This window comes from Stakelama pacifica (genome assembly GCF_004361835.1).
In the GTDB taxonomy this organism is placed as follows: Bacteria; Pseudomonadota; Alphaproteobacteria; order Sphingomonadales; family Sphingomonadaceae; genus Sphingomonas; species Sphingomonas pacifica.
In genome coordinates this window covers 655,271-681,303 of sequence record NZ_SNWD01000001.1, presented here as the reverse complement: position 1 = coordinate 681,303, position 26,033 = coordinate 655,271, and the positions used below count along the sequence as shown (strand labels likewise).

The 26,033-nt window shown below is 64.7% G+C and carries 11 protein-coding genes; 6 read left to right on the top strand and 5 right to left on the bottom strand.

Annotation, left to right across the window (positions count from 1 at the left end):
• Positions 1 to 8: 8 nt before the first annotated feature.
• The 6 genes from EV664_RS03015 to EV664_RS02985 all read left to right on the top strand — a co-directional run bounded on the left by EV664_RS03015 (position 9) and on the right by EV664_RS02985 (position 8,546).
• Entirely contained in the window at positions 9 to 2,528 is a 2,520-nt protein-coding gene (locus tag EV664_RS03015; RefSeq protein WP_229668058.1) for a glycoside hydrolase family 31 protein, read from the top strand.
• A gap of 208 nt (positions 2,529 to 2,736) precedes the next feature.
• Positions 2,737 to 3,750: a LacI family DNA-binding transcriptional regulator gene (locus EV664_RS03010; protein ID WP_133494152.1), complete on the top strand. Its 1,014-nt coding sequence runs from the start codon at positions 2,737 to 2,739 to the stop codon at positions 3,748 to 3,750.
• Positions 3,751 to 4,253: 503 nt separating this feature from the next.
• Positions 4,254 to 4,736: a MarR family winged helix-turn-helix transcriptional regulator gene (locus tag EV664_RS03000; protein ID WP_133494151.1), complete on the top strand. Its 483-nt coding sequence runs from the start codon at positions 4,254 to 4,256 to the stop codon at positions 4,734 to 4,736.
• 14 nt (positions 4,737 to 4,750) lie between these two features.
• Positions 4,751 to 5,608: an SDR family oxidoreductase gene (locus tag EV664_RS02995; RefSeq protein ID WP_133494150.1), complete on the top strand. Its 858-nt coding sequence runs from the start codon at positions 4,751 to 4,753 to the stop codon at positions 5,606 to 5,608.
• Positions 5,609 to 5,763: 155 nt separating this feature from the next.
• Entirely contained in the window at positions 5,764 to 7,566 is a 1,803-nt protein-coding gene (locus tag EV664_RS02990; protein ID WP_133494149.1) for a copper resistance system multicopper oxidase, read from the top strand.
• A complete protein-coding gene (locus EV664_RS02985; protein WP_133494148.1) occupies positions 7,566 to 8,546 on the top strand; it encodes a copper resistance protein B in 981 nt (326 codons plus the stop codon). The genes EV664_RS02990 and EV664_RS02985 overlap by 1 nt, the downstream gene beginning before the upstream one ends.
• Before the next feature lie 201 nt (positions 8,547 to 8,747).
• Here the strand turns inward: EV664_RS02985 and EV664_RS02980 are convergent, their stop codons facing one another.
• The 5 genes from EV664_RS02980 to EV664_RS02960 all read right to left on the bottom strand — a co-directional run bounded on the left by EV664_RS02980 (position 8,748) and on the right by EV664_RS02960 (position 25,576).
• Positions 8,748 to 10,883: a winged helix DNA-binding protein gene (locus EV664_RS02980; RefSeq protein WP_133494147.1), complete on the bottom strand. Its 2,136-nt coding sequence runs from the start codon at positions 10,881 to 10,883 to the stop codon at positions 8,748 to 8,750.
• Positions 10,880 to 12,067 (bottom strand): HlyD family type I secretion periplasmic adaptor subunit, encoded by a 1,188-nt coding sequence (locus EV664_RS02975; protein ID WP_133494146.1) that lies wholly within the window; start codon positions 12,065 to 12,067, stop codon positions 10,880 to 10,882. The genes EV664_RS02980 and EV664_RS02975 overlap by 4 nt, the downstream gene beginning before the upstream one ends.
• The gene (locus tag EV664_RS02970; protein WP_229668056.1) at positions 12,064 to 14,235 is read right to left on the bottom strand and encodes a type I secretion system permease/ATPase; all 2,172 of its coding nucleotides are present in this window, start codon (positions 14,233 to 14,235) and stop codon (positions 12,064 to 12,066) included. Before EV664_RS02970 ends, EV664_RS02975 begins: the two co-directional genes overlap by 4 nt.
• Positions 14,232 to 15,566, bottom strand: a complete 1,335-nt coding sequence (locus EV664_RS02965; protein WP_133494145.1) for a TolC family protein — start codon at positions 15,564 to 15,566, stop codon at positions 14,232 to 14,234. Before EV664_RS02965 ends, EV664_RS02970 begins: the two co-directional genes overlap by 4 nt.
• Before the next feature lie 110 nt (positions 15,567 to 15,676).
• The gene (locus EV664_RS02960) at positions 15,677 to 25,576 is read right to left on the bottom strand and encodes a BapA/Bap/LapF family large adhesin (RefSeq protein ID WP_133494144.1); all 9,900 of its coding nucleotides are present in this window, start codon (positions 25,574 to 25,576) and stop codon (positions 15,677 to 15,679) included.
• Positions 25,577 to 26,033: the final 457 nt, after the last annotated feature.

Here is a 26,033-nt window from a genome sequence, read left to right as displayed (position 1 = left end):
AAGCAACAATGACCATGAGCCGAAAGATCCGATTGCTGCAAGGCATCGCCGGTGCGGCAATGCTGTGCGTGCCGATGGCGGCACAGGCCGCGCCCAAACCGGCAGCCGCAGCTTTGCAGGCGCAAGGCACATTCGAGCATTTGGAAAACGGCATCGCGCTTCGCAAAGGCCAGATGGTCCTGCGCGTCACTGCGGTTACCGATGACATTTTGCGGGTACGCATCGCGCGCGACGGGACCTTCCCCGAAGACGCAAGCTGGGCGGTTTCGCCGGAAATGCGAAAGCAATCGATCAAGGTGTCCGCGACCGATACCGGCTTTGCGACGCCCACCATGCGCGTGCGGATCGATCCGGTCAGCGGGGCGATGACGATCACCGATTCCGCGGGCAAGGTCATCACCGCCGACCGATCCGACCCGATCAGCATGAACGGCACCCGCTTCACCCTGCGCAAGCAAATGCCGCAGTCGGAACATTATTTCGGCATGGGCGACAAAACCGGTCAGCTTGACCGGCGCGGCTATAGCTATGTCGACTGGAATACCGACGCCTTTGGCTTTTCGAGCAGCGCCGATCCGATCTACAAATCGATCCCCTTCTTCATCGGTGTCGGCGGGGAGGGCGGCAGCTATGGCATCTTCCTCGACAATACATGGCGCACCTGGTTCGATTTCGGGCATCGCGAAGAGAATGTGCTCGCATTCGGCGGGCCCGACGGGCCGATCGACTATTATGTCATCAACGGCCCCAGCACGGCCGAAGTCGTGCGCCGCTATACCGATCTGACCGGAAAGGCGCCGCTTACCCCGAAATGGGGGCTCGGCTATCAGCAGTCGCGCTACAGCTATATGAGCGCCAAGGAAGTGCGCGATGTCGCCGACCGGCTGCGCAAGGAGCAGATCCCGACTGACGTTATCTGGCTCGACATCGATTTTCAGGATCGCAACCGCCCCTTTACGGTGAACAGCGAAACCTTTCCCGACCTGAAGGGCCTCGCCGCCGATATGAAGGATGAGGGGATCAAGCTGGTCGCGATCACCGATCTGCATATCGCGAAGGTCGATGACGGCAGCTACGCACCCTATCGCACCAACGACCGGTGGGTGCGTAAGGCGGATGGCAGCACCTATGTCGCGCCGGTGTGGCCGGGCGATTCAGTCTTTCCCGATTTCACCACGAAGCAGGCGCGCAAATGGTGGGGCGGGCTGTACCGCGAATTTCTGGACGACGGCATTGCCGGTTTCTGGAACGACATGAACGAACCGGCGATTTTCGAAACGCCGACCAAGACCATGCCGCTCGACAATATTCACCGCATCGAAAGCGACGATTTTGCGAGCCGCGATGCAAGCCATGCCGAAATCCACAATGTCTATGGCATGGAAAATACCCGCGCGACGTTCGAGGGGCTGAAGGAATTGCGCCCCGATCTGCGACCCTTCGTCATGACGCGGGCCAGCTATGCGGGGGGACAGCGCTATTCGGTGACCTGGACGGGCGATAACAGTTCGACCTGGGACCATCTGAAACTGGCGGTCCACCAGCTCATCAATCTGGGCCTTTCCGGCTTTTCGTACAGCGCCGCCGATGCGGGTGGTTTTGCCGGTGGGCCGAGCGCCGATCTGCTCACCCGCTGGTTCGAAATCGGCGCGTTCATGCCGATTTTCCGCGACCATTCGGCAAAGGATACGCCGCGCGCCGAACCATGGGTCGACGGCGAAAAGCATCTCGCCATTCGCCGCCGGTTCGTCAACGAACGCTATCGGCTGATGCCCTATCTGTACGAGCTTGCCGAGCGCAATGCGCGCACCGGCGACCCGATCATGCGTCCGATCTTTTACGACTATCCCGCCGCGATCAACGCGCCGTGCGATCAGTCGATGGTGTTCACAATGGGTGCGAACCTGATGATCGCGCCGCCGCCCAATCCGGAATCGCCGCGAAGCTACGACGTCTGCCTGCCCGCCGGTGGCTGGTATGATTACTGGACGGGCAAACCCGCCGCTGGCGCAGACGGCGCGGAAGCACGGGCGCGGCTTGCGGCGGGCGACGTGCAGGGGCAGCAACAGGGGGTTACCCGGGTCGAGGAAACGCCGCGCATCGACTATCTGCCGGTCTTCGTTCGGGCAGGCACCATTCTGCCGCGGCAGCCGCTGGTGCAGAGCACAGCGCAGACGCCCGATGGTCCGCTATCGCTCGACATCTATCCGGGCGCGGACTGCAAGGGCACGATCTACGCCGATGACGGGGTGACGATGGGGTATGAGAAGGGCGAATTCTTCCGTCAGCAGGTGCGCTGCACACAGGCTGCGGACGGGTCGCTGACCATCGCCTTTGATGACCCGCAGGGCCGCTATACGCCCTGGTGGAAGGAGATCGCGGTCACCGTCCATGGCTGGAGCGGCAATGGCAAGGTGCTGGCCGCGAACGCTGCGCTCCCCGTCAGCAGTGATGCAGCGGCGCAGACGCTCAGCTTCACGCTTCCTGCGGATCAGGCGCGTGGTCGGGTGCAAGTCAGCCTGCGCTGACGATCCGGCACCCTGAATGTCCTCACAGCCTGCACCGCTGCGTCTTGAGAAAGGTCAGCGGTGCGGGCGGGGGGTTTTTCCGTGCGGAGCGATTTGCGCTTACCCCCGGTGCCGTTTTCATTATGCTGTGCCTTGCGAAACCGGTGGCGACGCCGCCCGGCAAATATCGGGAGCACGCTCGAACTCTTGAGGGCGGAACAGGGAAGCAATGTCCAAACCGGTTGAAACCCTTGCGGATATCGCGGCGCTTGCGGGAGTGACACCGGCAACGGTTTCCCGCGCGCTGGCCGACAGCCCGAGGATCAGCGAGAAGACGCGGGTCCGCATTCGCAGCCTTGCCGAACAGCATGGTTTTCACATCAACCAGACTGCGCGCAACCTTCGCATGGGGCGTACCCGTTCGATTGCCTGTGTCATTCCGCTGGGGCATGAGAGCGCCCAGCGGGTCTCGGACCCTTTTTACACCGCGCTGATCGGCAATCTCATGGACGGGCTCGCCCAGCGCGAGCACAATATGTTGCTCTCCGCCGTTGCCCCGGCGGATGAAAACTGGCTGACCAGTATTTGCCGCGGCGGCAGTGTCGATGGCGTCATTGTTCTCTGCCAGTCCAATCAGGAAGCGGTGCTCGAACGGGTCGGCGAACATTATCAACCGCTGGTAGTGTGGGGCGAAGCGTCGGCGCAAAGCAACTATTGCTGTGTCGGCACCGATAATATGCTTGGCGGCAAGCTGGCGACGAAGCATCTGCTGGATCAGGGGCGCCGACGGATCGCCTTCGCCGGAATGCACGACATTCCCGAACTGTCGGCGCGCTGGTCCGGCTATCTTTCTGCGCACCGTGACCATGGCGTCGAGCCCGGCCCGCATATTCCGGTCCCGCTCGCGCTCGATCAGGCATCGCCGGTGCTCGCTGAAATGCTGGCGGAGATGCTGAGCGATGAGGTCGCCCTCGACGCGATTTTCGCGGCTTCGGACGTGATCGCGATGAGCCTGTTGCGGGCACTGCAACAACTTGGGCGCCGTGTGCCGGAGGATGTTGCGGTGGTCGGTTATGACGATGTCTCGCTTGCCGCCTACAGCTTTCCGCCGCTGACAACGGTGCGGCAGGATCTGAAACTGGCGGCGGAAACTTTGCTCGACTGCCTGTTCGCGCGAATGGAGGGCGAACCGGCAGAGACTGTGAAGATTCCGCTCAGCCTGATCCGGCGCGCCAGCGCCTGAGCGAGCGAACCGGGGGAGATAACCATCGCTCACCCGCTTGCCGGGTGCCGTGCATGGGTGACGCTCCGAACATAGGGCGATATTCGCCTGCGAGCTGCGAAACACTCGCATATTCGACCGAGAATGTCGCCATATCGGCGGTAGCTTCGCCGGTCAGGAGCAGGCTTAAAGTCGCAGCGTCTTGTGATATTCACGGGCTTCATCCCGGTCGTTGCCCTGAATCCTCTCGCCGCGGCTGGCTACAGGCACTGTGCGCGATCCGAGCTTCAGGATCGTCCCCGCATCGATCGCCCGAGCGCAGACGAGATCATCGTCGATGAAGTGAAGCCGTTCCGGTTCGCCGAGCGCGACGGAACGGTGAGCGATCTTCTCTCAGCCATGACTCCTGCCGACTAGCCGGGCACCCCGGATCGTCAGGTCCGACACTTGCGCTCCGGCGTGGGAACCATTTGCCGTTGAGAAGATTTCGACAATATATTGTCCAATGGGTGATGTGCTGTCTTATGCCGAACCGGAAAACTGATGTACGCGAACTTGCCCTCACCGTCTTCGCAACCAGCGGAAGGCTGATCGCGACCGGAAATGAACTGGTCGCCCCGCTGGGGCTGACCAGCGCGTGGTGGCAGGTGCTGGGCGCGCTGCGCTACTCGCCCGTGCCGCTTCCTACCGCTTCGATCGCAAGGAATATGGGGCTGACGCGGCAGGCGGTGCAGCGCATCGTCGACCTGCTCGCCGAGCGCGGAATGGTCGAATTCCGGGACAATCCGCACCACCGCCGGGCCAAGCTCGTCCTCCTCACCGAAGCGGGAATCGAAGCCGTTATGGGTGCTGAGCAGGCGGTAGCGGCGCTCGACGAGGAGATTGCCGATCGCGTCGGCTCAGCGCGAATTCAGGAGGCGGTGCGAACTCTCGACGCGATGAACACCATTCTGGCCGAATGGCTGGACCGTGCCGCCGCGCCTTCCGACCCAAACCCCAACTCTTAAAAGGAGCTTCTGTTATGATTCTGGTATCAGGTGCAACCGGCGGCATTGGCGGCGAAATCTGTCGGATTTTCAAGGCTGCAGGAACGCCTTTCCGGGCGATGTGCCGCAAGGAAACGCAGATCACGAACTTCCGCAAGCAGGGCGTGGATGCTGTGCTGGGCGATTTCGACCGGCCGGAAACGCTGTCCTCCGCAATGCAGGGCATCGATACAATGTTCCTCATCACCCCGCCCACGCCGCAACAGGTCGAACAGGAAACCACGGCGATCGATGCGGCGAAGGAAGCCGGTATCGGTCGCATCGTGAAGATTTCCGCCTCGGACAGTAATGTCCGCTCGCCAGTGCCCTGGGCGAAGGCACATGCGCTGATCGACCATCATCTCCGCGCCTCCGGCGTCGACTGGACGATCCTGAAGCCCACCGCGTTCATGCAGAATTTCCTGTGGTTCAGGGATCCGATCGCCAAGGGCTTTTTGCCGCAGGTAACGGGTAGCGGCTCGGTCTCCTGGGTCGATACGCGCGACGTCGCTCGCGTTGCCGCAGCCGTGCTGACGCAGGATGGTCACAAAGGCGCGACCTATTTCCTGACCGGGCCGGAAACGATCGACATGAAGGAAGCCTCTGCCCGCCTGTCGAAAGCGCTGGGTCACAAGGTGCGCTATCTCGACCTGCCTTCGCCGGTGTTCCGGGCGATCCTGCGCCTGACGGGCAACTCGAAATGGATGGCAAACGGGCTCGTTGTGCAGTTCGACGATGTCGTCGTCGGGCACCACGACATCGACCCGACCTTCGAGATCGAACGCCTGACCGGCAAGCCGCCGCACGATTTCACCGATTTCATTCAGGACCATCTGAAGCAGTTTTCGCGATAGACCATTGGCCCGGACGAAGCGCTGTCACGCCAACCCTTTCAGGATGATGGTTGAATGCATGCCGTGATCGTCTTGGTTCATCTCTGGTCTGGCGCTCGTCGCAGGGCAATCGTTCCGTCCTTGAAATACCCATGGGGGGTATATATTCGGGAGATATGGGAAGACAGGAAATACATGATCAGCTTACGCTTTCCCGCCGTGGGCTGATTTCCGGGACCGCCGCCCTTGCCGCCGCCGTGTCATTGCCGATGCCTGCCTGGGCGCGCGGAGATCTGCGGCACGCCGCGAAGGGTTTCGACACGCTGCACGGCGACGACATCCGGCTGACGGTGTGTCGCAGCCATTTTGCCGCAGGCGGTCGCGCCGGCCACGCCGTCACCATCAACGGGACGATCCCCGGCCCGATGCTTCGGCTGCGCGAAGGACGGACGGTCCGGCTCCATGTCACCAACGAACTCGAAGAAGACACTTCGATCCACTGGCACGGATTGCTTGTACCGTTCCAGTTCGACGGCGTGCCCGGTGTGAGCTTCCCCGGAATCCGGCCGGGGGAGACCTTCACCTACGAAATTCCGGTGCGGCAGGCAGGGACGTACTGGTGGCACAGCCACTCGGGGCTACAGGAGCAGATGGGGCACTACGGACCACTGATCATCGATCCGGCGGAGCCGGAGGATCGCAGTTATGACCGCGAATATATCATCCTGCTGAGCGAGTTCACGCCGCTCCACCCGCATGAGGTGATGCGAAAGCTCAAGATTTCTGATGGGTATTTCAACTACAACCGGCAGACTGCAACGGCAGGCAAGCAGCCGTTGGCCGAGCGGATCCGCTGGGGCCGCATGCGCATGGATCCGCGCGACATTTCGGACGTCACCGGCTCGACCTATAGCTTCCTCGTCAACGGTCACGCCCCCTCAGACGATCTCGAGTTCCTGTTCGTACCCGGCGAGCGGGTGCGGCTGCGGATCATCAACGGCAGCGCGATGACCTTTTTCAACGTTCGCATTCCCGGCGTGCCGCTGACCGTCATTCAGTCCGACGGGCAGGACGTGCGCGATTTCGAGGTGGACGAGCTTCAGATCGGCGTCGCCGAAACCTACGATCTGATCGTGGAGCCCGACGCGGGCGCGCACACGATCGTTGCTGAGGCGATGGACCGGTCTGGCATGGCCGTAGCTTCGCTGACCTCTGCCACCGGCGAACGCGCTGCGATCCCGCCGCTGCGTGATCCGGTTACGCTCACCATGGCAGACATGGGCATGGGGAGCATGGACGGCGCGAACGGCGGCGCGATGCGCCCCGATGCCCGTGCGGAGGGGCCGGGAATCGGGCATGGTTCGGCTCCGGGTGCTCCGATGAACCGGGGGGCGACGGCCCGACACGGAATGCACCATTCGATGCGGGACCTGTCGAAACTTCCGCCTGATGCGAACGGGACAGGCGTGGACATGGTCGCGCCGATGCCGGTGGATCGCATGGACTTCCCGGGGCTGGGGCTCGATGCGGTGTCGCATCGCGTGCTGCGCTACACCGATCTCGTCGCGCGGCACCCACGAGCGGTTCGCGCGCCCGAACGCAGCCTTCAGATCCACCTCACCGGCAATATGGAACGCTATATGTGGTCGTTCGACGGCCGGAAGTTCTCCGCCGTGACCGAAGATCCGATCCGCTTCGGCTATGACGAGCGGGTGCGTGTGACCCTGGTGAACGACACGATGATGGCGCACCCCATTCACCTGCACGGACATTTTTTCGAGCTGGTCAACGGGGTCGATGCCGCGCGCCAGCCCCTGAAGCACACGCTGATCGTGCAGCCGGGCAGCAGGGCAAGCTTCGATCTCACCGCCAACGAGCCGGGTGACTGGGCCTTTCACTGCCATCTGCTGTACCACATGCATGCCGGCATGATGCAGGTGGTGACGGTGCGCCCGTTCCCCGAAGCGGGAAACCTCTGATGCGCGCGGTGCTCTTCGCCGCTGTGGCGCTGCTCGCGACGCCCGCCGCCGCGCAGGACCACGGGCATAGCGGCCATTCCGCACCGGCTGACGAGCGGGACGCTGCTGCCGCCATGGCAGAGCCCCCCTCGGCGCATATCGGGCATACCGGACATCATACGATGTCCCACGGCGCGATGGATGAGGGGGCGCACGGACCCATGGAGTATATGGACCATGACGGCGTGACGCCCGCGCCGCCGGCATCCGGTCCCCCGCCGCGCGCGCTGCAAGGGCCGCGACATGCTGCCGAGATGACCTACGGCGCGGCCGCCATGGCACCCTCGCGCGATGAACTCGCCACGATGGACGATTTCGCGCTCGCCACCATCATGTTCGAACGATTCGAAGTACGCAGCGGTGAGGGCGAGGATCTGTACCTGTGGGATGCGCAAGGATGGTACGGCAATGACGCTGACAAGCTCTGGGTCAAGAGCGAGGGCGAAGGCGTATTCGGCGGCGGTGTTGAAAGTGCGCAGATACAGGCCTTGTGGAGCCACGCGATCGGCCCATGGTTCGACTTGCAGTCCGGAGTGCGCTATGACTTCGAACCGGATAGCCGCGGCCACGCCGTGCTCGGGGTGCAGGGCCTCGCCCCTTATATGTTCGAGCTTGACGCCGCCGCATTCCTTTCGGACCGGGGCGACCTGACCGCACGGATCGAAGCGGAATATGACCAGCGCATCACGCAGCGCCTGATCCTGCAGCCCCGGGCGGAACTTTCCTTCGCGGCACAGGACATCCCCGAACGCAGGACCGGCGCGGGAATCACGACCGTCGAGACCGGATTGCGGCTGCGATACGAATTTGCGCGCGAGTTCGCGCCCTATATCGGCGTCGGATATGAGGCGAAGATCGGTGACACTGCCGACTTCGCACGGGCTGCCGGCGAAGACACGGACAGGGTCTCACTGCTGCTCGGCCTCAGGGCATGGTTCTGATGGCGCACGATCGCACGCAGTGCGGCGGCACAACACCGTTGCAGGTCCGGTGCGGCGATAGCTGCCGTTGAATTTGCGGCTGTCTTGTTCACGGCTCGTCGGCGAAACGCTCGTTGCGGCAGGGTCGTTTGCAGCATATGCGGGTAGACGCCACTCGTCCTCAGTCGGTGAGGGCAACGGCGCTGAGCGGAGGCTTGCGGTTCAGGTTCGATATTCATTTTCGGCACGGGAGCGTACCGCCTTTGCATCGACCGGGCCCAGCGAAAACATGTCGCGAAGCAATCCGGCGAAGGCGGCATGGCCTTTCGGGGTCAGCGATACGTGAATGCGGCGCTGATCCTGATTGTCGGCATGACGACGGACCAGACCGGCCTCGGTAAGGCCGTCGACCCGCCGCGCCGCACCGGCGGGCGTTTCACTCGCCGCCAGCATGACATCCTTCATGCAGAGACTGCGCCCCTCTTCATGCGCGATCATCAGCTCGATCATCATGTCCCAGGCGCTGTCGCGAAAGACGTTTTTCGGGAAATCGGCAGTATGCGCATCGCGCGCGGCGCGGACCTTCCTTGCAAAATCGAGCAGCGAGAACTGGGGGGAAAAGCCTTTTGGCGGCTGCGGTGACGCGAGAGCGCATCCTGCCTGCCGCGGCTGGGGACGAGGCGAGGATTCGGGACTGTCCGCGACCAGATGGCCGCGACAGGCGATTGCGCTCGATACATATTGCCCGACATCGTCGATCCGCACGCGAAACCCCTTGTTCCGAAGGAAAAAACTGCCCGTAATCTCGCCGGGGCTGGGGAAATACATCGCAAGTTCGGGCCAGAAATGAGCATTCATCAACGCCCGTTCGCAACGGTGCAGCCTTCGATCGAACATGGCGCGATCGACCATATCGACCAAATGGCGGTGTTCGGGCGTGGCGCTCAGCCGGTCCAGCAGGTCGCGCCCGGCCAGCAGCGTTTCCAGCAGCGCAGGCGAGGGGGACGCCGCGCGTTCCCCCGTATCCGGATGCGCAGCGATCATGTCGATGCCGAGGCGGAAATAGCGCTCCTCCGGGCGATAGCGTACCAGCTCCGCCAGGCAGCGGGAAAGGCATGGATCGGGTGCGCGCTGATATTCGGTGCGGATGAAATGGGCGCAGGCATGTTCCACCGCCGCGATCAGCCGCTTGTCGCCGGTCAGCGCATATAATCGCATGAGAGCTAGGGCCGCTGCTGAGTCCTCATCAGGATGGCGGGAACGCTGCTGTATCGCTGGTGAGCGATAATCGAGCATCCGGGTGAAATTGCCGGCCCCCGGGTCCTGCATCGAAAGAATGCTCTCGGCGAGGCGCACCATCAGCGCGCGATTTTGCGTCGATCCGGTCCGTTCGGCATGGCTGATCAGCGCAAGCAGGCAGGCAGCGGTGCCGCCAAGCTGCACCTCACCCTTTTCCCCGGTCAGAAACGCAACCTCGCTTCCCGATTCAAGTACAGCAGGGCGGACGAGCCGGTCGAGCAGATATTCCATCGCGCGATCGATCGCCGCGTGGCACAGCGGATCGCGGGTGAGGTCCCATGCCTCGACGAGTGCCTGCAGCGCCACGGCATGGTGGCAGGCATTATAGCTTGGCATTTCGCGCCCCGAACAGGGTTCGCGCCCATAGACGAAGCGACCGTCGCCGCTGACCTGCGCGGCGAGATAGCGCGCGCTTTTGGCGATCAGATCGCGCAGCAGGTCGGGCGTCGGCCCGGCGATATCGCGCCGCCCCGCATCGCGCCCTTGGGCGGCGATGGGATGGACCAGCCCGTCCTCTGCCGCGAAGACCGCTCTGGTCGAAAACAGCCAGAGCGGTGTCGAATCGCCGAAATCGACATGGCCCAGAATATGCCGGCGACAGGCATAGCGCGTAAAAGCGGCTTCGTTCACCTGCGCCGTTTCGCTGTCCGCGCCGCCGCACAGCATGGCATTGGCATTGAGCTCGGTTTCGAGGAAAGCATGTTCGAACCGGCTGTCGAGCGAAATGCCGAGCCGGAAATGGTTGCGCTGCACGCGGTTCAGTCGGGCGCGCAAGGCGTGCCAGCTGCTCTCGTCCACCGCCTGCACCATGTCGAGGCGAAGCCAGTCGAGCGGCGCGTCGATCTGTTCGATCCGGGTCATCGCCATGTGCCATGCGGAAGCGCCGTCAGGGCCGGTACCGGTGACTACGGTGGCGCGGGCGTGGCCGTTGCTTGCCGATACGAACAGGATGCAGCGCGGCTTCCCGGCGATGGTGAGGACGGGGCAGGCCAGAGCATGCGGGGCAAGCAGAGCGAGGCGGTCGGCCCCGATCCGGGTGGCGGAAACTATTCGGGTCATCGTTCGCGCAGCGCCTCATTCGCCCGGTTGAGCGGTTTCAGAAGATATTGGAGGACGGTCTTGTTGCCGGTGTGGATGTCGACGGTTGCCACCATGCCCGGAGCGATCGCGAATTTGCGTCCTTTGTCATTGACCAGCGCATCGCTGTCGGTGCGCACGAACACGCGATAATAAAAGATTTCCGGCTCCAGTTCGTCGCGGATCGTGTCGGGGGAGATGCTGGAAACCTCTCCCTCCAGTCCGCCATAGATCGAATAATCATAGGCCGAGATTTTGACGCTCGCCCGCTGACCCGGATGGATGAAGGCGATGTCGCGCGGCGAAATCCGCGCTTCGATCAGCAGGCGGTCGTCGCGCGGCACGATGCGCATCACCTCGCCATTGGGCGGGACGACGCCGCCCACGGTCGCGACCTCGACGCTTTTCACCACGCCGCGCACGGGCGAGCGCAGGGTGAGCCGGTTGAGCGTGTCCGAACGCCCGCGCACCACGGGGGCGAGCGATTCGACATCCTCGCTCACCTTCGCCAGATCCTGCCGCGCCTCGACCAGATATTGCGAGCGCAGATCGGCCTTTTTGAGCGCCATCTCGGCACGGTCGCGCTTCAGGCGAATGACCTCGACATCGCTCGCTGCGCCGACCTTGCTCAGCCGTTCGCCGATCGCGAGCTGATCGTTGATCAGCGCCAGCGACTGGTTGATGAGGTGGAGCGAATCCTCCAGCGCGGCACGGCGAGTGCGATAGAGCCGGGCTTCGCTCTGTTTGATCGCATCATAGCCGTTCAGTTCGTCGGGGAAACTGAGCGTCGTTCCGTTCACTTCGGCGGTGAGCCGCGCCTGTGCGGCAAGTGCTGCGCGATATTTGGCGGCGCTTTCATCGACGGTCGATCCCGCCTGCGTCGGGTCGAGCCGGGCGAGCACCTGCCCGCGCTGTACCAGATCGTCCTGACGGACGTTCATTTCGGCGACGATGCCGCCTTCGAGCGACTGGATGATCTGTTCATGGCTGGTCGGTACCACCTTGCCCGTGCCGGTCGCGACTTCGTCGAGCTGAGCGAAATAGGCCCAGCCAAGCGCGGCAGCGAACAGCGCGGCGAGCACCCAGATCAGCCTTTTGGTGCCGGTCAGCCGGTGGCGCTCGCCATCGCCGGGCAGGTCATCGTCGAAGGTCGCGGCCGCGCTCATGCCGCGCTACTCGCTTTTGCCTGCTGCCCCTTTGCCTGCTGCATGGTGCGCAGCGCGGCGTCGCGCGGCTGATCGAGGACGATCCGGCCCGAATCGATGACGATCACCCGATCGACCATATCGAGCACCCGCATGCGATGGGTGGCGAGGATGACAGTGCGCTCGGCTGCCCAGGGTTTGAACCGCTGAATGAACTGGCGCTCGGCTGTCTCATCCATCGCGGCGGTGGGTTCGTCGAGCAGCACAACGGCGGGATCGCGCAGCAACAGCCGGGCGAGGAGCAGCGTCTGCACCTGCCCGCCCGACAGCCCCTTGCCGCCTTCCAGCACGACATGTTCCAGCCCGTCGCGAAGCTGCTTCACGAACGGCGCGGCACCGACCATCGCGAGCGCCTGCCAGATCGCCTGCGCGCTTGCCTGCGGGGCGCCGAGCGTCAGATTTTCGCGCAAGGTGCCGTGGAACAGGCGGCTGTCCTGAGTCAGCACGCCGATATCGCGGCGCAGATCGGCAGGATCGACCTGATGCATGGCGAGATCGTCGATCAGCACTTCGCCCGCAACCGGGCGCATCAGTCCCGACAGCCCCTGCAACAGCGTCGATTTGCCCGCGCCGTTGCGGCCGAGCAGGCCGACCTTCTCCCCCTGCGCGATGTCGAGTGCGGCGATGGTCAGCGCCGGCGGCGCGTCCGGTTCGCCATATGCGAACGCCGCCTGACGCAGCGCGAAGCTGCCTGCAATGGCGGGAAGGGGGATGCGCTGCTCGGCCTCGGGCGCATCGACGGGCAGCGCCATAATCTCGTCCAGCCCCTGCGCGGCGATCCGTGCCTGCTGAAAGCGGCTGAGCAGCTGGCTGACCTGCGCCATCGGGGCCATCATGCGCGACCCCAGGATCGAAACCGCGACCAGCGCGCCGGTGGTGATATCGCCCGCAATGACCATCGGCGCGCCGACGAACACCACGCCCGCATAGACGCCGTTCTGCACATTGCGGGTCCAGATGGTCAGCCCGTTGGTCAGCCCTCGCAGCTTCAGCTGAGCCTCGCCCGAGACAGAATTATAGTGATTCCATTGCTGCTGGAACCGATCCTCGGCCTGCAGGGTCTTGATATCCTCAATCCCCTGCACCGATTCGACGAGCAGCGCGTTGCGCAACGAGGATTCGCGCATCGCCTCCGTCGCATAATTGCGCATTCGGCGCTGGGCGAGGATACCCGGCACGACCAGCAGCACCGCCGCGCCCAGCGGTACCAGCGCGAGCACGCCGCCGATGAACCATAAAATGGTGAGGAACAGCAGGAAAAAGGGCAGGTCAGCGATGGCCGCCACGGTAGTCGATGTCAGAAGATCGCGCACCTGATCGAGGTCGCGCAACTGCGCGATAAAGGTGCCGGTCGAGCGCGGCCGCGCGCTGGTCCGCACGCGCAGCGCATGGCCGAAAACGCGGTCCGACATGCGCAGATCGGCGCGCTTGCCCAGCACGTCGACGATTTCCATGCGCAGCCGCTGCAGCAGAAAGTCGAACCCGATCGCCAGCAGTACCCCGATAAAGAGGATATAGAGGGTCGGCATCGATTTGGCCGGAACGACCCGGTCATAGACCTGCATCGAAAACAGCACGGTCGCGAGCGCAAGGCAGTTGGCGATGATCGATGCGACCATGACATGCCCATAAGCAGGAGCATCGCGCAGCAGGATGCGGCGCAGCCAATGCTCCTCATAGGGGCGGATATAGGCATCGACGCGCGGATCGGGTGCGGAGCGCGCGGGGCGGGGGATCACGAAGAAAATCGTGCTTTCGAGCAGCTGGTCCACCGGCATCCGGCTTGCCATGCCGTCATCGCCCGACAGCGTGACGCTCGCCCCGCCTTCCGCTTCGAGGGCGGTAACGAGCGCCAGTTCGCCATCGTCGAGCCGCGCGATCAGCGGCAGGCGCCAGCGGGTGAGCCGCATCTCTTTCGCATCGGAAAACCGCACGCCGAGTCCGCTCGCGCGGGCGATGGCGCGGACCATTTTTTGCTCGCTCTCGCTGCTTTGCCATGCACCCGCATTGCGCGCGCTCTGTTCGGAAAGCGGCAGGCGATATTGCCGCGCCACGATCCGCAGCATGTCGACCCATCGGGTCAGGCTATCGCTTCGGGCCTCGCCGTCGCTTTGCACCGTAACTTTCAAGACGCCATCTCCGCAACCAGCGGGTCGAGATCGAAGGCGGTGCGCAGCGCGCCGTCATTATACAGGCAGTCGAGTTCGAGGCGGCGCAGATCGTGCGCGGTGTTCGCTGCGTCGAAACCGACCTGATGCAATTCCTGTTCGGCATTGAGCAGGTCGACCAGCGTTCGTGTCCCCATCTGAAGATATTGCATCCGATAGAGCCGTCCGGTTTCCGCCATATCGGCGCGGCGGGTTTCCAGCGTGGCGAGCAGATCACGCAGCAACGGCACCTGCGTGCGCGCTTCGGCAAGGTTGCGCCGCGCCTCCAGCTCGGCGCGCGCAATACCCGCATTGGCCGATCCCAGAGCATATTCGGCGCCGCGTGCCCGCGCCTTGCGCGCGCCGCCGCTGAAAATCTCGCTCGAAACGTTCAGGCCGACGCTGTAGATGCTACGGTCTGAGGTCGGCGAAAATATATCGGTCGAGGCATCGCCGCCGATCGACAGGGTCGGCAATTGATCGGCATGGGCGCGATGAAGGTCGGCGCGTGCGCGGTCGCGCCTGGCCCGCGCCACCATCACCGCCGGTATCTCGTCCGGATGGGTTCCCGTGATCGAGCAGGCGCGCTTCAGCCAGTCGGGCTCCTGCATCGCCACTCGCTCGACCGGCAGATCGCGCCCCATCAGATAGGCAAGCGCGCTCGCCCAGCGCTGATGCGTCGCTGATATCTGCGCCAGCGTGGCGCGCGCATCCTCGACCCGCGCCTTTGCCTGAAGTGCATCGGAACGGGTCGCGGCACCGGTCTGATAGCGATCGGTGACGAGGCGGCTGATATCGGTGACGCTTGCCAGCTGATCGAGCGCGACCTGACGCAGCGCCGCCGAACGCTGCAATTCGACCACGGCATAGGCGGTTTCGCGGACCAGATCGTCGATCGCCAGAAACAGTTGCGCGCGCCCCTCGCGCGTTCCCGCCCGCGCCGCCTCGACCGCGCTCGCCACCTTGCCGAAATCGTACAGCATCTGATCGGCGGAGATGGTGGGGCGGGGGCGCCATGAGGCACGGATGCGGCTGTCATACCCGCCGGTAAGTCCCGCGCTGATCCGCGGATAATAGCCCGCGCGCGCTTCGTCGATTTCCTCGCGGCGCGAAGCGAGCGTGCCGCTCGCCTCTGCGATGCGCGGATGCGATGTCAGCGCCGCCAGCGCCGCGCTGCGCAGGGTAACCATCGCGCCAGTCGGGGGCCGGGTATCGGGGGCCACCCGGGGACCGGCCTGCGCATTCGCCCCGTTGAGCGGGATCGATAATGCCAGGCCAGCCAGTATCAGGACGCCTCCAGCGCCTCTTATCATTGTCTAACTCCCCTTTTTTCCCAATGGGATGGCAGAGAAGCTAAGAATCTATTAAAATGCAAGAATTTCGTCCTAAAGTTGATCCATATCAGTCCTATTGATCTTGCCGGTCAGAATTGATGGTGAGAAACCAGATGCTGGTCGTCGTTAACCGTCATGGTGTCGAGATAGTCGAGCGGATCGGCGGACATATCGCTGGTGGCGCTCAGATCGGAGTCGCTGCTTTGCGTTACTGCAGCGCCGGTCGTTACACTATCGACATCCAGTGAATCGAGGTAATGAGACAATAGCGCATCGCCCTCATTGCTTTGACCGAACAGGTCAGCAAGCGATACCTCGGCCATACCGTTATCATATTGGAGTTGGTCGAAATTGAGGCTTTCGGTCGTCATGGCGACCGCTCCACTTTGGGGCGTGTCACTGTCGATCGTGATGTCCAGCGATGCGGTCACGCTTGTCCCGCCGGGCTGCACGATCTGATAGGTGAAGCTGTCCACCAGATCGGTCGACGAATGGGCAAGGCCGGGCGTCACTTCGTAGTGATAGGTCCCGGCATCGTCGATGGTCAGCGTGCCATATTGCCCGGTGATCGTACGGCCCGCATCGCCGACATCTTCGAACCCGGTGCCGGTATCGATGCGCAGCGTCACGAAGTCGGTGCCCGGCGCGTCATTGCCCAGCACATTGCCGTCAGCGCTGGTCGCTCCGGTAAAGTCATACTGGTCGAGATGGGTGACCGTCTCCCCCAGATAGACCGTCGTGCCATAGCCGGTTCCGACATTATTGGTGCTGGACACGGTATAGGTGTAATTGCCGGGTCCAAGATCCTCGATCGTCACCGATACGCCCGAACCGAGCGGCAGCCCCGCCACGGCAGTCTGAGTCACCGAACGGACGACATCGCCATCGGCTTCGCGGACCGTGATCGTGTAACTGGGCAGCAGCGACAATATGCCGCCGCGGATCGCGGTGATGGTTACATCGCTTACGGTGTCGGCCGCGACCGTAAAGCCGTCATTGCCCGACCGGGTCACCGAACCGATCAACGTGCCGGGTGTATTGAACGTGAATTCGGTCATCGGCGCGACGGTTTCGACCACATTGTCGTAATTCGCGGTGACCATGGCCATATCGTCGGTGGCGACCGGCATTGCCGTTACATCGTCGCTGCCGATGGTTACGGCCAGGGTCGCGCTTTCGGTCTCGCCATCGGCCCGATCGATCAGCGTATAGGTAAAGCTGTCGGTCCTGCCGATAGCATTCGGGTCGGCATCGGGCGTATAGCTATAGCTGCCGTCGAGATTGATGATGAGCGTGCCGTACTGGCCGTCGACAATGGTGCCGTCCGCATTGACCGCGACCACCGTTCCGTTGACCGTGACGCTTTGCACCACCGTATCGGGGCTGACGAAATCGAGCTCGCCGCCCGGTCCGGGATCAGTGATGACATTGCCGCTCGTCGCCTGCGGGTCCGCCCCGCCGATCGCGGTATAATCCGCATCCACTCCCGCAACGTCGAGATCGCCGAGCAGGCCGACGCCCGCTGCACCGTCGAAGGTCAGAAATGCCCGATAGGTGCCCGCATTGAGCTGCGCCCCCGCGACGAGATCGCCGTTCAGCAGGCCGAGTTCGAGCAGCGAACTGCTTCCCTGTCCGTCAAGGCCGACCCACTGCGTGCCGTTCCATTGCTGAACCACCACGCTGTAGCCGGCGGCTACGCCGATATTGGCAAGCGCGTCATAGGTGAAGCTGGCATCGAGCGTATGGCCTGGCTCGACCGTAAACCGGACATTGGGGACCGAAAGCACCTCCGCCTGAAGGTTGACCACGCCAAGCGATACGAGCGCGAGATAATTGGCGCTTCCGACCGTCACATTGCTCGTTTCCGGGGTCAGGTCGATCCCGGCGGTGGCCACGTTATCGAAGGCGGTGATGTCATAGGGCGCCGATACCATCGCCACGCCCGATTCATTGCCGGCAGGATCGGTCAGCAGGACATTCAGCGTTTCGCCGGCAGTCTGCGGCGGTATCAGCGTGACGGCAAAGCTGCCGTCCGTGCCGACGGTGCCGACGCCGATCACTTCGCCCAGCGCATCGGTGACTTCAACCGAGGCGCCTGCCTCGCCCGTGCCGGTCAGCGTCGTGCCGTCATCGGCAACTGCGAGATTATCGGCGGCATCCGGCGCGGTGATGTCCGGTGCGGGTGCATTGGTGACGGGCGAGACATTGCCCGCCGGATCGGCCTGAGTCACCGTCAGCAGCTCGCCATTGGCCTGTGCGCTGCTCAAGGAGACGGTGTAGCTGCCGTTCGGCTGCACCAATGCAGTGCCGATCGGATTGCCATCGGGATCGCGTACAGTGACGGTCGCGCCCGCCTCACCCGTGCCGGTAACCGTAAGCCCGTTCGCTCCAACGGTGGCGATCGGTGCATCAGGCGCAGTAAGATCGGGGGCGATCGCGGTGACCGGGGGCGAAGCGTTGCCGCCGGTATCGGTCTGGCTGACGGTCAGCCGCTCGCCGTCGAGCTGTGCCTCGGAAAGCGCGACCGTATAGGTGCCGTTCGCCGCCACGGTGGTCGAACCCAGCGCAACGCCTTCCGGATCAGTGACGGAAATGGTCGCACCTGCCTCGCCCGTTCCGCTGACCGAATTGCCGTCGCCTGCAACCACTGCCGTGGGGGCGGGCGGACCGGTATAATCGGGTGCGGTCACGTTCCGGTCGGGCGAGACATTGCCCGCCGCATCGGTCTGAAACAGATCAAGCGCTTCGCCATCGACCTGGGGCGGGCTGATCTGCGCGGTATAGCTGCCATCCGCCCCGACCTGCGCGGTGCCGAGGACGGTGCCGTCGGCTGCGCTGACCGTAACGGTCGCGCCCGCCTCGCCGGTGCCGGTGACCGATGCACCGTCGGCCGCCACGGTTCCGGTGGGAGCAGCGGGCGCCGTCAGATCGGGCGCGATGACATCGGCCGCGCCGGAGACGTTGTCCGAAGCATCCGCCTGAACCACGTCGAGCTGCTCGCCATTGCGCTGCGCAAGGGTCAGCGTCACGCTGTATGTGCCGTTCGCATCGACCTGACCGGAGCCGATCAGCCGGTCGTCGGGATCGAAGACGCGGATCGTGGCACCCGGCTCACCGGTTCCCGAAACGACTGCGCCATTGCCGTCGATCGCTGCGGTCGGCGCCGCCGGAGCGGTGATGTCGGGCGCGACGGCGACCGTGTCGGGCGAGACATTGCCCGCCGGGTCGCTCTGCACGACGCTCAGCATTTCACCGTTCGCCTGAGCCGGGGTCAGCGGCACGGTGTAGGTGCCGTTGCTGTCGACCAGCGCCGAACCCAGCGTATTGCCGTCCGCATCGGTCACGGTAACGGTTGCGCCCGCTTCGCCGGTACCGGTCACGGTCGTGCCGTCGGGAGCGACGGTCGCGACCGGAGCGGGAGGCGCGGTGAGATCGGGCGCGGTCAGCGCCGTGGTGCCCGAGACATTGCCAGCCGCGTCGCTCTGCCGGACGTTCAGCAGCTCGCCATCGGTTTGCGCCACGCTGAGCGGGGCGCTGAAATTGCCGTCGCTGCCGACCATGGCGGACCCGATGACATTGCCGTCCCCGTCGAGCACGCGCACCATCGCGCCCGCTTCGCCCGTCCCGGTTACCAGCGTGCCGTCACCCGAAATCGTTGCGACGGGCGCATCGGGGGCGGTGAGGTCCGGCGCGGCAGAATTGACCGCCGGTGACATATTGCCGCCCGCATCGGTCTGAACCACCTGAAGCACTTCGCCATCGGTCTGGGCGGTGGTGAGTTCGGCAGTATAGCGACCATCGGCGCCGACCGTCGCCATGCCGATGATCATACCGTCGGGATCGGTGATGCGGATCATCGCGCCCGGTTCACCGGTGCCGGTGACCTCGCTTCCGTCCGTTGAAACGGTTGCGGCGGGGGCGTCCGGCGCGACCAGATCGGGGGCAGCGACCGTCACGGCGGGCGAAACATTGCCGCCCGCATCGATCAGCGTGACGCTGACCGTTCCGCCATTATCCTGCACGGGGCTTAGCGGCACGCTATAGCTGCCGTCGCCGCCGACCATGCCGGTGCCCAGCAGATTGCCGTCATTATCGGTGATGCGCACTTCGGTACCGGGCTCGCCGGTTCCGGTAACCGCCGTACCGTCCGCCGCGATCGTTGCCTCTGGCGCATCGGGAGCGGTCAGATCGGGCGCGAGCACTGCCCTTGCCCCCGAAACATTGCCCGCGCCGTCGGCCTGAGTCACGGCAAGCGTCTCGCCATCGATCTGTGGCGGGGTGAGCGTCGCGCTATAGGTGCCGTCCTCCAGCACGATCGACGAACCGATTGGATTGCCTTGCGGATCAGTGATCGTAATGCGTGCGCCCGGTTCGCCGGTGCCGCTGACCGAATCGCCGTCACCGGTGATCGTCGCAGTCGGCGGCTGCGGCGCGGTACTGTCGGGCGCGGTGACCGGGGTCGCCGCCGACAGATTCCCGGCATTGTCGCGCTGGGTGATGCTCAGCGCTTCGCCGTCCTGCTGTGCCGGGGAGAGGGTGACGCTGTAAGTGCCGTCGCCGCCGATGGTGGCGGTGCCGATCGGAACGCCGTTCGCGTCGGTGACGCGCACAGTCGCACCGGGCTCACCCGTGCCGGTAATCGTATCGCCCGCCGCGTCGATCGTCGCAACCGGCGCATCGGGGGCAGTCAGATCGGGGGTGAGCGCGGCAGTGGCGGGCGAAACATTGCCGCCGCCATCGGTCTGAGTCACGCTCACCGGATCGCCGCTCACCTGAGGTGGGGAGAGGGGGATGCTGTACTGACCGTCAGGGCCGACGGTTCCGGTGGCGATGATCGTGCCGCCCGAATCGCGAACCGTGATTGCCGCGCCCGCCTCGCCCGATCCGGCGATCAGCGTTCCGTCCGGCGATACCGACGCGTCCGGCGCTGCCGGCGCGGTGAGGTCGGGTGCCGTTGCGGAGGTCTGGGGCGAGACATTGCCCGCATCGTCGGTCTGGGTAGCCGTCAGCGTTTCGCCATTGGTCTGCGCGTCGGCAAGCGCTGCGCTGTACGTTCCGTCGCCGCCGACCAGTGCGGTGCCGATCACCGTACCGTCGGTATCGCGCACCGTGACGGTCGCTCCCGCCTCGCCAGTGCCGGTGACCGTGGTTCCGTCGGGACCCACCGCAAGACCCGGCGCATCGGGCGCCGTCAGATCGGGTGCGGTGAGCACCGCCTGCGGAGAGACATTGCCAGCAGCATCGATCTGCACGATCGACAGCGTCTCGCCATTCGTCTGCGCCGTGGAAAGGGCGAGAGCGTAATTGCCGTTTTCTTCCACCGTGCCCGTGCCGATCAGCGTTCCGCCGGCGGTGCGGATCTCCACCGTGGCTCCGGGCTCGCCGGTGCCGGTAACGATCGTTCCGGTCGCATCGAGCGTCGCGACCGGCGCGTCCGGCGCGGTCAGGTCGGGGGCGATCGCAACGGCGGGGGCGGAGTTCGGGCCGCCGGGCCGCGCCTGTGCGACGCTCAGCACTTCGCCGTCGCGCTGCGGCGTATCGAGCGTGATCGCATAATTGCCGTCACTGCCGACCAGGCCGCTGCCGATCATCACGCCGTCCGGATCGGTCACGGTGACGCTCGCTCCGACCTCGCCGGTGCCGGTCACCGTCTCTCCGTTCGGACCTACGGCGGCGGTGGGGGCGTCCGGCGTGTCGTTCAACACCAGATCGGGCGCCGCCGCGGCGGTAGCGGGCGACACATTGCCAGCGGCGTCGGTCAGCGTGACGCGCAGCGTTTCGCCATTGGTCTGCACCGGGGTGATGCTGACCGCATAATTGCCGTCGATCCCCACCGTGCCCGTTCCGACCGTCCGGCCCAGCGGGTCGGTGATCGTCACATCAGTCCCCGGTTCGCCGGTCCCGATAATTGCCGCGCCGTCGCCCGAAACCGCCGCGTCCGGAGCATCGGGTGCGGTCAGATCGGGGGCGGTCAGCGCGATCGTGTCGGAGAGGTTCCCGGCAATATCGGTCTGCGATACCGTCACGGTTTCGCTATCCACCTGTGCCGGGGTCAGCATCGCGGCATAATCGCCCGCCGCGTCGACGGTGGCGGTGCCGATAATGCTGTTGTCCGGCCCGCGAACCGTGATCGTCGCGCCTGCTTCGCCGGTGCCCGTCACCATCGTTCCGGTGGCGTCGATAACAGCTGTCGGCGCATCGGGCGCGGTCAGATCGGGCGCCTCGGCGCTTGCCTGAGGCGAGATATTGCCCGCTGCATCGCTTTGCGTAATGCCGAGCGTTTCGCCGTCCACCTGTGCCGGGGTCAGCGGTGCCGTGTAATTGCCGTCCGCTCCCACCTGCGCCGCGCCGATCTGATTGCCGTCGGCATCGAAGATCCGCACGGTCGCGCCCGCTTCCCCGCTTCCGGTGACGCTCGATCCGTCGCCCGAAACACTGGCGGTCGGAATATCGGGAGCGGTAAGGTCGGGTGCCGTCACCGCGATTGCGGGCGAATCGTTCCCGGCATCGTCGGCCTGCGTCACCTGAAGCAGTTCGCCATTGCGCTGATCGGGCGTCAGATCGGCGGTATAGCTCCCGTCGCTTCCGACGATCGCGGTGCCCAGCACCGTCCCGTCGGGATCGGTGACGGTGATCGATGCGCCGGGGTCGCCGGTGCCGGTGACCTGGCTGCCGTCGGCCGCAATGATCGCGGTCGGTGCATCGGGCGCGGTCAGATCGGGGGCGAGTGCACTGGTCGCGGGCGATACATTGCCGCCCGCATCGGTCAGCGTCACGCGCACCGTTTCGCCGTCACTCTGCGCCGGGGACAAAGTGACGCTATAGCTCCCGTCGCCATTGACCTGACCGGTGCCCAGCAGCGTGCCGCCGGAACCGGTCACGCGAACTTCGGTTCCCGGCTCACCGGTGCCGGTGACTGCGCTGCCATCGGCAGTAACGCTTGCGGCGGGGGCATCGGGCGCACTCAGGTCCGGCGCGGTCAGGGACGTCGGTGCAGACGCATTGCCCGCCGCATCGCGCTGCGTCACGCCGAGCGCTTCGCCATCGGTTTCGGCGGGGACCAGCGCGACGCTGTAATTGCCGTCCGGGTCGATCATAGCAGTGCCGATGACCTTGCCGTCGGCATCGGTAACGCGAACCGTTGCGCCCGCTTCACCGGTGCCGGTAATCGTGTCGCCGCTCGCATTGATCGTCGCTGCGGGTGCATCAGGGGCGGTAAGGTCGGGCGTCGGGGCGGAAGTTGCCGGGGATATATTGCCGGCGCCATCGCTCTGGGTGACGGAGAGCGAAATGCCGGTGATCTGCGGCGGGGACAGCGCGATGCTGAACTCGCCCTCCGGGCCTGCCGCACCGGTGGCAAGGACCGTACCGCCGGAATCGCGAACGGTGATCGTGGCGCCGGGTTCGCCGCTGCCGCTGATCAACGCCCCGTCAGGCGATACCGATGCGTCGGGCGCGGGGGGCGTGACCAGATCGGGCGCACTGGCGAGCGTCGATGGCGAGACATTGCCCGCAGCATCGCTCTGCACGACGCTCAGCGCTTCGCCATTGGTCTGGGCGGTGCGAAGCGTGGCGCTATAGCTGCCGTCCGACCCGACAATGGCGGTACCGATCGGCACGCCCGCAGGATCGCTGATCGTGATCGTCGCGCCTGCCTCGCCGGTGCCGGTCACGACCGTACCATCATTGCTGACCGTGGCGGTCGGGGCATCGGGCGCGGTCAAATCGGGTGCGATGGCACTGGCGGGCGGCGAGACATTGCCTGCCGCATCGCTCTGCGTGATGCCGAGCGTCTCGCTGGCAATCTGCGCGGGCGAAAGCGCCACGCTGAACGCGCCATCGGCTCCGACAATCGCTGACCCGATGGCAGTGCCGTCAGGATCGGTGACGGTTATTGTGGCACCGGGTTCGCCGGTGCCGGTGACGACGGTGCCGTCATCGCCAACGGTCGCGATCGGCGCGTCCGGTGCGGTAAGGTCTGGCGCGGTCACGTCGATCGCAGCGGAGCTGTTGCCCGCAGAGTCGGTCTGGGTGACCTGAAGTGCCTCGCCGTTGCGCTGAGCCGGGGTCAGGTCGGCGCTATAGGTGCCGTCACCCCCGACGATGGCCGTACCGATCGCAGCGCCGTCGGGGCCGCGAATCGTGATCCGCGCGCCGGGTTCGCCCGTGCCGCTGATCTCGCCGCCATCGGCGGAAATGATCGCATCGGGCGTCGCGGGGGCGGTGACATCCGGGGCCACAAGGTTGACCGCAGGCGAGCTGTTGCCTGCTGAATCGGTCTGCACGACGCCGATCGTTTCGCCATTCGCTACGGGCGGGGAAAGGGTGAGGGTATAGGTGCCGTCGCCGCCTACCGTAGCGCTGCCGAGCGGATTGCCGTCGGCATCGGTCACCGTCACGGTCGCGCCGGGTTCACCGGTACCCGTAACCGCGCTGCCGTCGGGCGCAACGCTTGCCTCCGGCGCGTCGGGTGCGGTGGTGTCCGGCGCGACGGCACTGGAGGCAGCGGACACATTCCCCGCCGCATCGCTCTGCACGACGCTCAGCGTTTCGCCATTGGTAAGTGGCGGATCGAGCGGCACGGTGAAGCTGCCATCGGCCGCGACCACGGCGGTACCAATCACCGTGCCGTTGCTGTCGCGTATTTCGACGGTGGCGCCGGGTTCGCCCGTACCCGTAACGGCGCTGCCGTCGGTCGCAACCGTAGCATCGGGTGCCTCGGGGGCGGTGACATCCGGGGCCGCAAGATTGACCGCAGGCGAGCTGTTGCCTGCTGAATCGGTCTGCACGATGCCGATCGTCTCGCCATTCGCTACGGGCGGGGAGAGGGTGAGGGTATAGGTTCCGTCGCTGCCTACCGTAGCGCTGCCGATCGGATTGCCGTCGGCATCGGTGACGGTCACAGTCGCGCCGGGTTCACCGGTACCCGTAACCGCGCTGCCGTCGGGCGCAATGCTTGCTTCGGGCGCGTCAGGCGCGGTGGTGTCCGGCGCGACGGCGGTCACGGCAGCGGACACATTCCCCGCCGCATCGCTCTGCACGACGCTCAGCGTTTCGCCATTGGTAAGTGGCGGATCGAGCGGCACGGTAAAGCTGCCATCGGCCGCGACCACGGCGGTACCGATCACCGTGCCGTTGCCGTCGCGTATCTCGACGGTGGCACCGGGTTCGCCCGTGCCGGTAACGGCACTGCCGTTCGCCACGACCGTGGCATCGGGCGCATCGGGTGCGGTCAGATCAGGGGCGGCGAGCGCGAGTGCATCCGAGACATTGCCCGCTGCATCGCTTTGCGAGACGGCGAGCGTTTCACCATCGACCTGTGGAGGGTTCAGGGAAACCGTATAGGTGCCATCGGCAGCGACGGTTGCTGTCCCGATCACGGTTCCGTCAGGGTCGGTTACCCGGATCACTGCGCCGGGTTCACCCGTTCCGGAAATGCTCGATCCGTCGCCGTTGATCGTTCCGGTCGGAGCCGCCGGCGCGACGGTGTCGTCATCGCCATCCGCGCCGCCGACGGTTCCGCCGTCCCCGGCGTCGCCGTCGGTGCCGGCGCCCGTATTATCGTCATTGCCGCCGCCGGAAGCCGCCGCCGCGATCCCGCCGATCCCCGCTACGCCGCCGATGATACCGGGCACCAGCAGCGACGATCCGCCGCTCGCTGCGCTCGTCGCGGTCATCAGTTCGTCGAGATCGTTGAGCAGCGTATAGCGCGGCGTTCCGCCTTCCGTAGCGGCAAGCCATTGCGTGCCGTCCTGCTCCTCAAATACCAGATCGTTGGCAAGCTCACCCGGCGTATTGAAAAAATCGGCGATCCGGATCGTGTCGCCGTCCTTCAGCTGGACAATCAGATCATCACCCTGACGCTGCATCCCCTCTACTGCCGTGCGGGGAATGTCGAGGCGAACGATGCTAGGTGCGTCGAGATCGATGGCATCGATCGGTACTTGCTGTTCGGCGCCGTTCGATTTCAGGATGATGTCCGCAGGCATTGTCTTCCCCTTTTCGATCCCGTGAACCGGGCTCGTCAGGTACGAAGCAGCAGGGACGCTGTGGCATCGATAAACCGACGATCACGGTACGCGACTGTTAATGGAGAGAAAACTGACGGGCTTATTAAGACGTTGCAAATGTTTCGTTTTCGAAAACAATTACTTAGCTTAATCATAATGCAAATTTATTTAAGCGTTAGTGGATCGTCGGTTCCGGCCATTTCAGAACGAGCGCGTCAGGTCCGGAGAAAACATTGCCAGAGTAGTTACCCTGGAATTGAAAAAGCCCGTCGTCGACCCGATCGTCCAGTGTCCGGTCTGACCGGTTAAGCTGACGCGTCGCCGAGTATTTCCGCATACGCATGAAGCGCATTTTTGAGGATGTGCTTCCTGGAGAGCAAAAGTGCGGGCCGGGCACCACGAGGAAGCCGCGGTTCAGCATCTGGCGCGCAATATC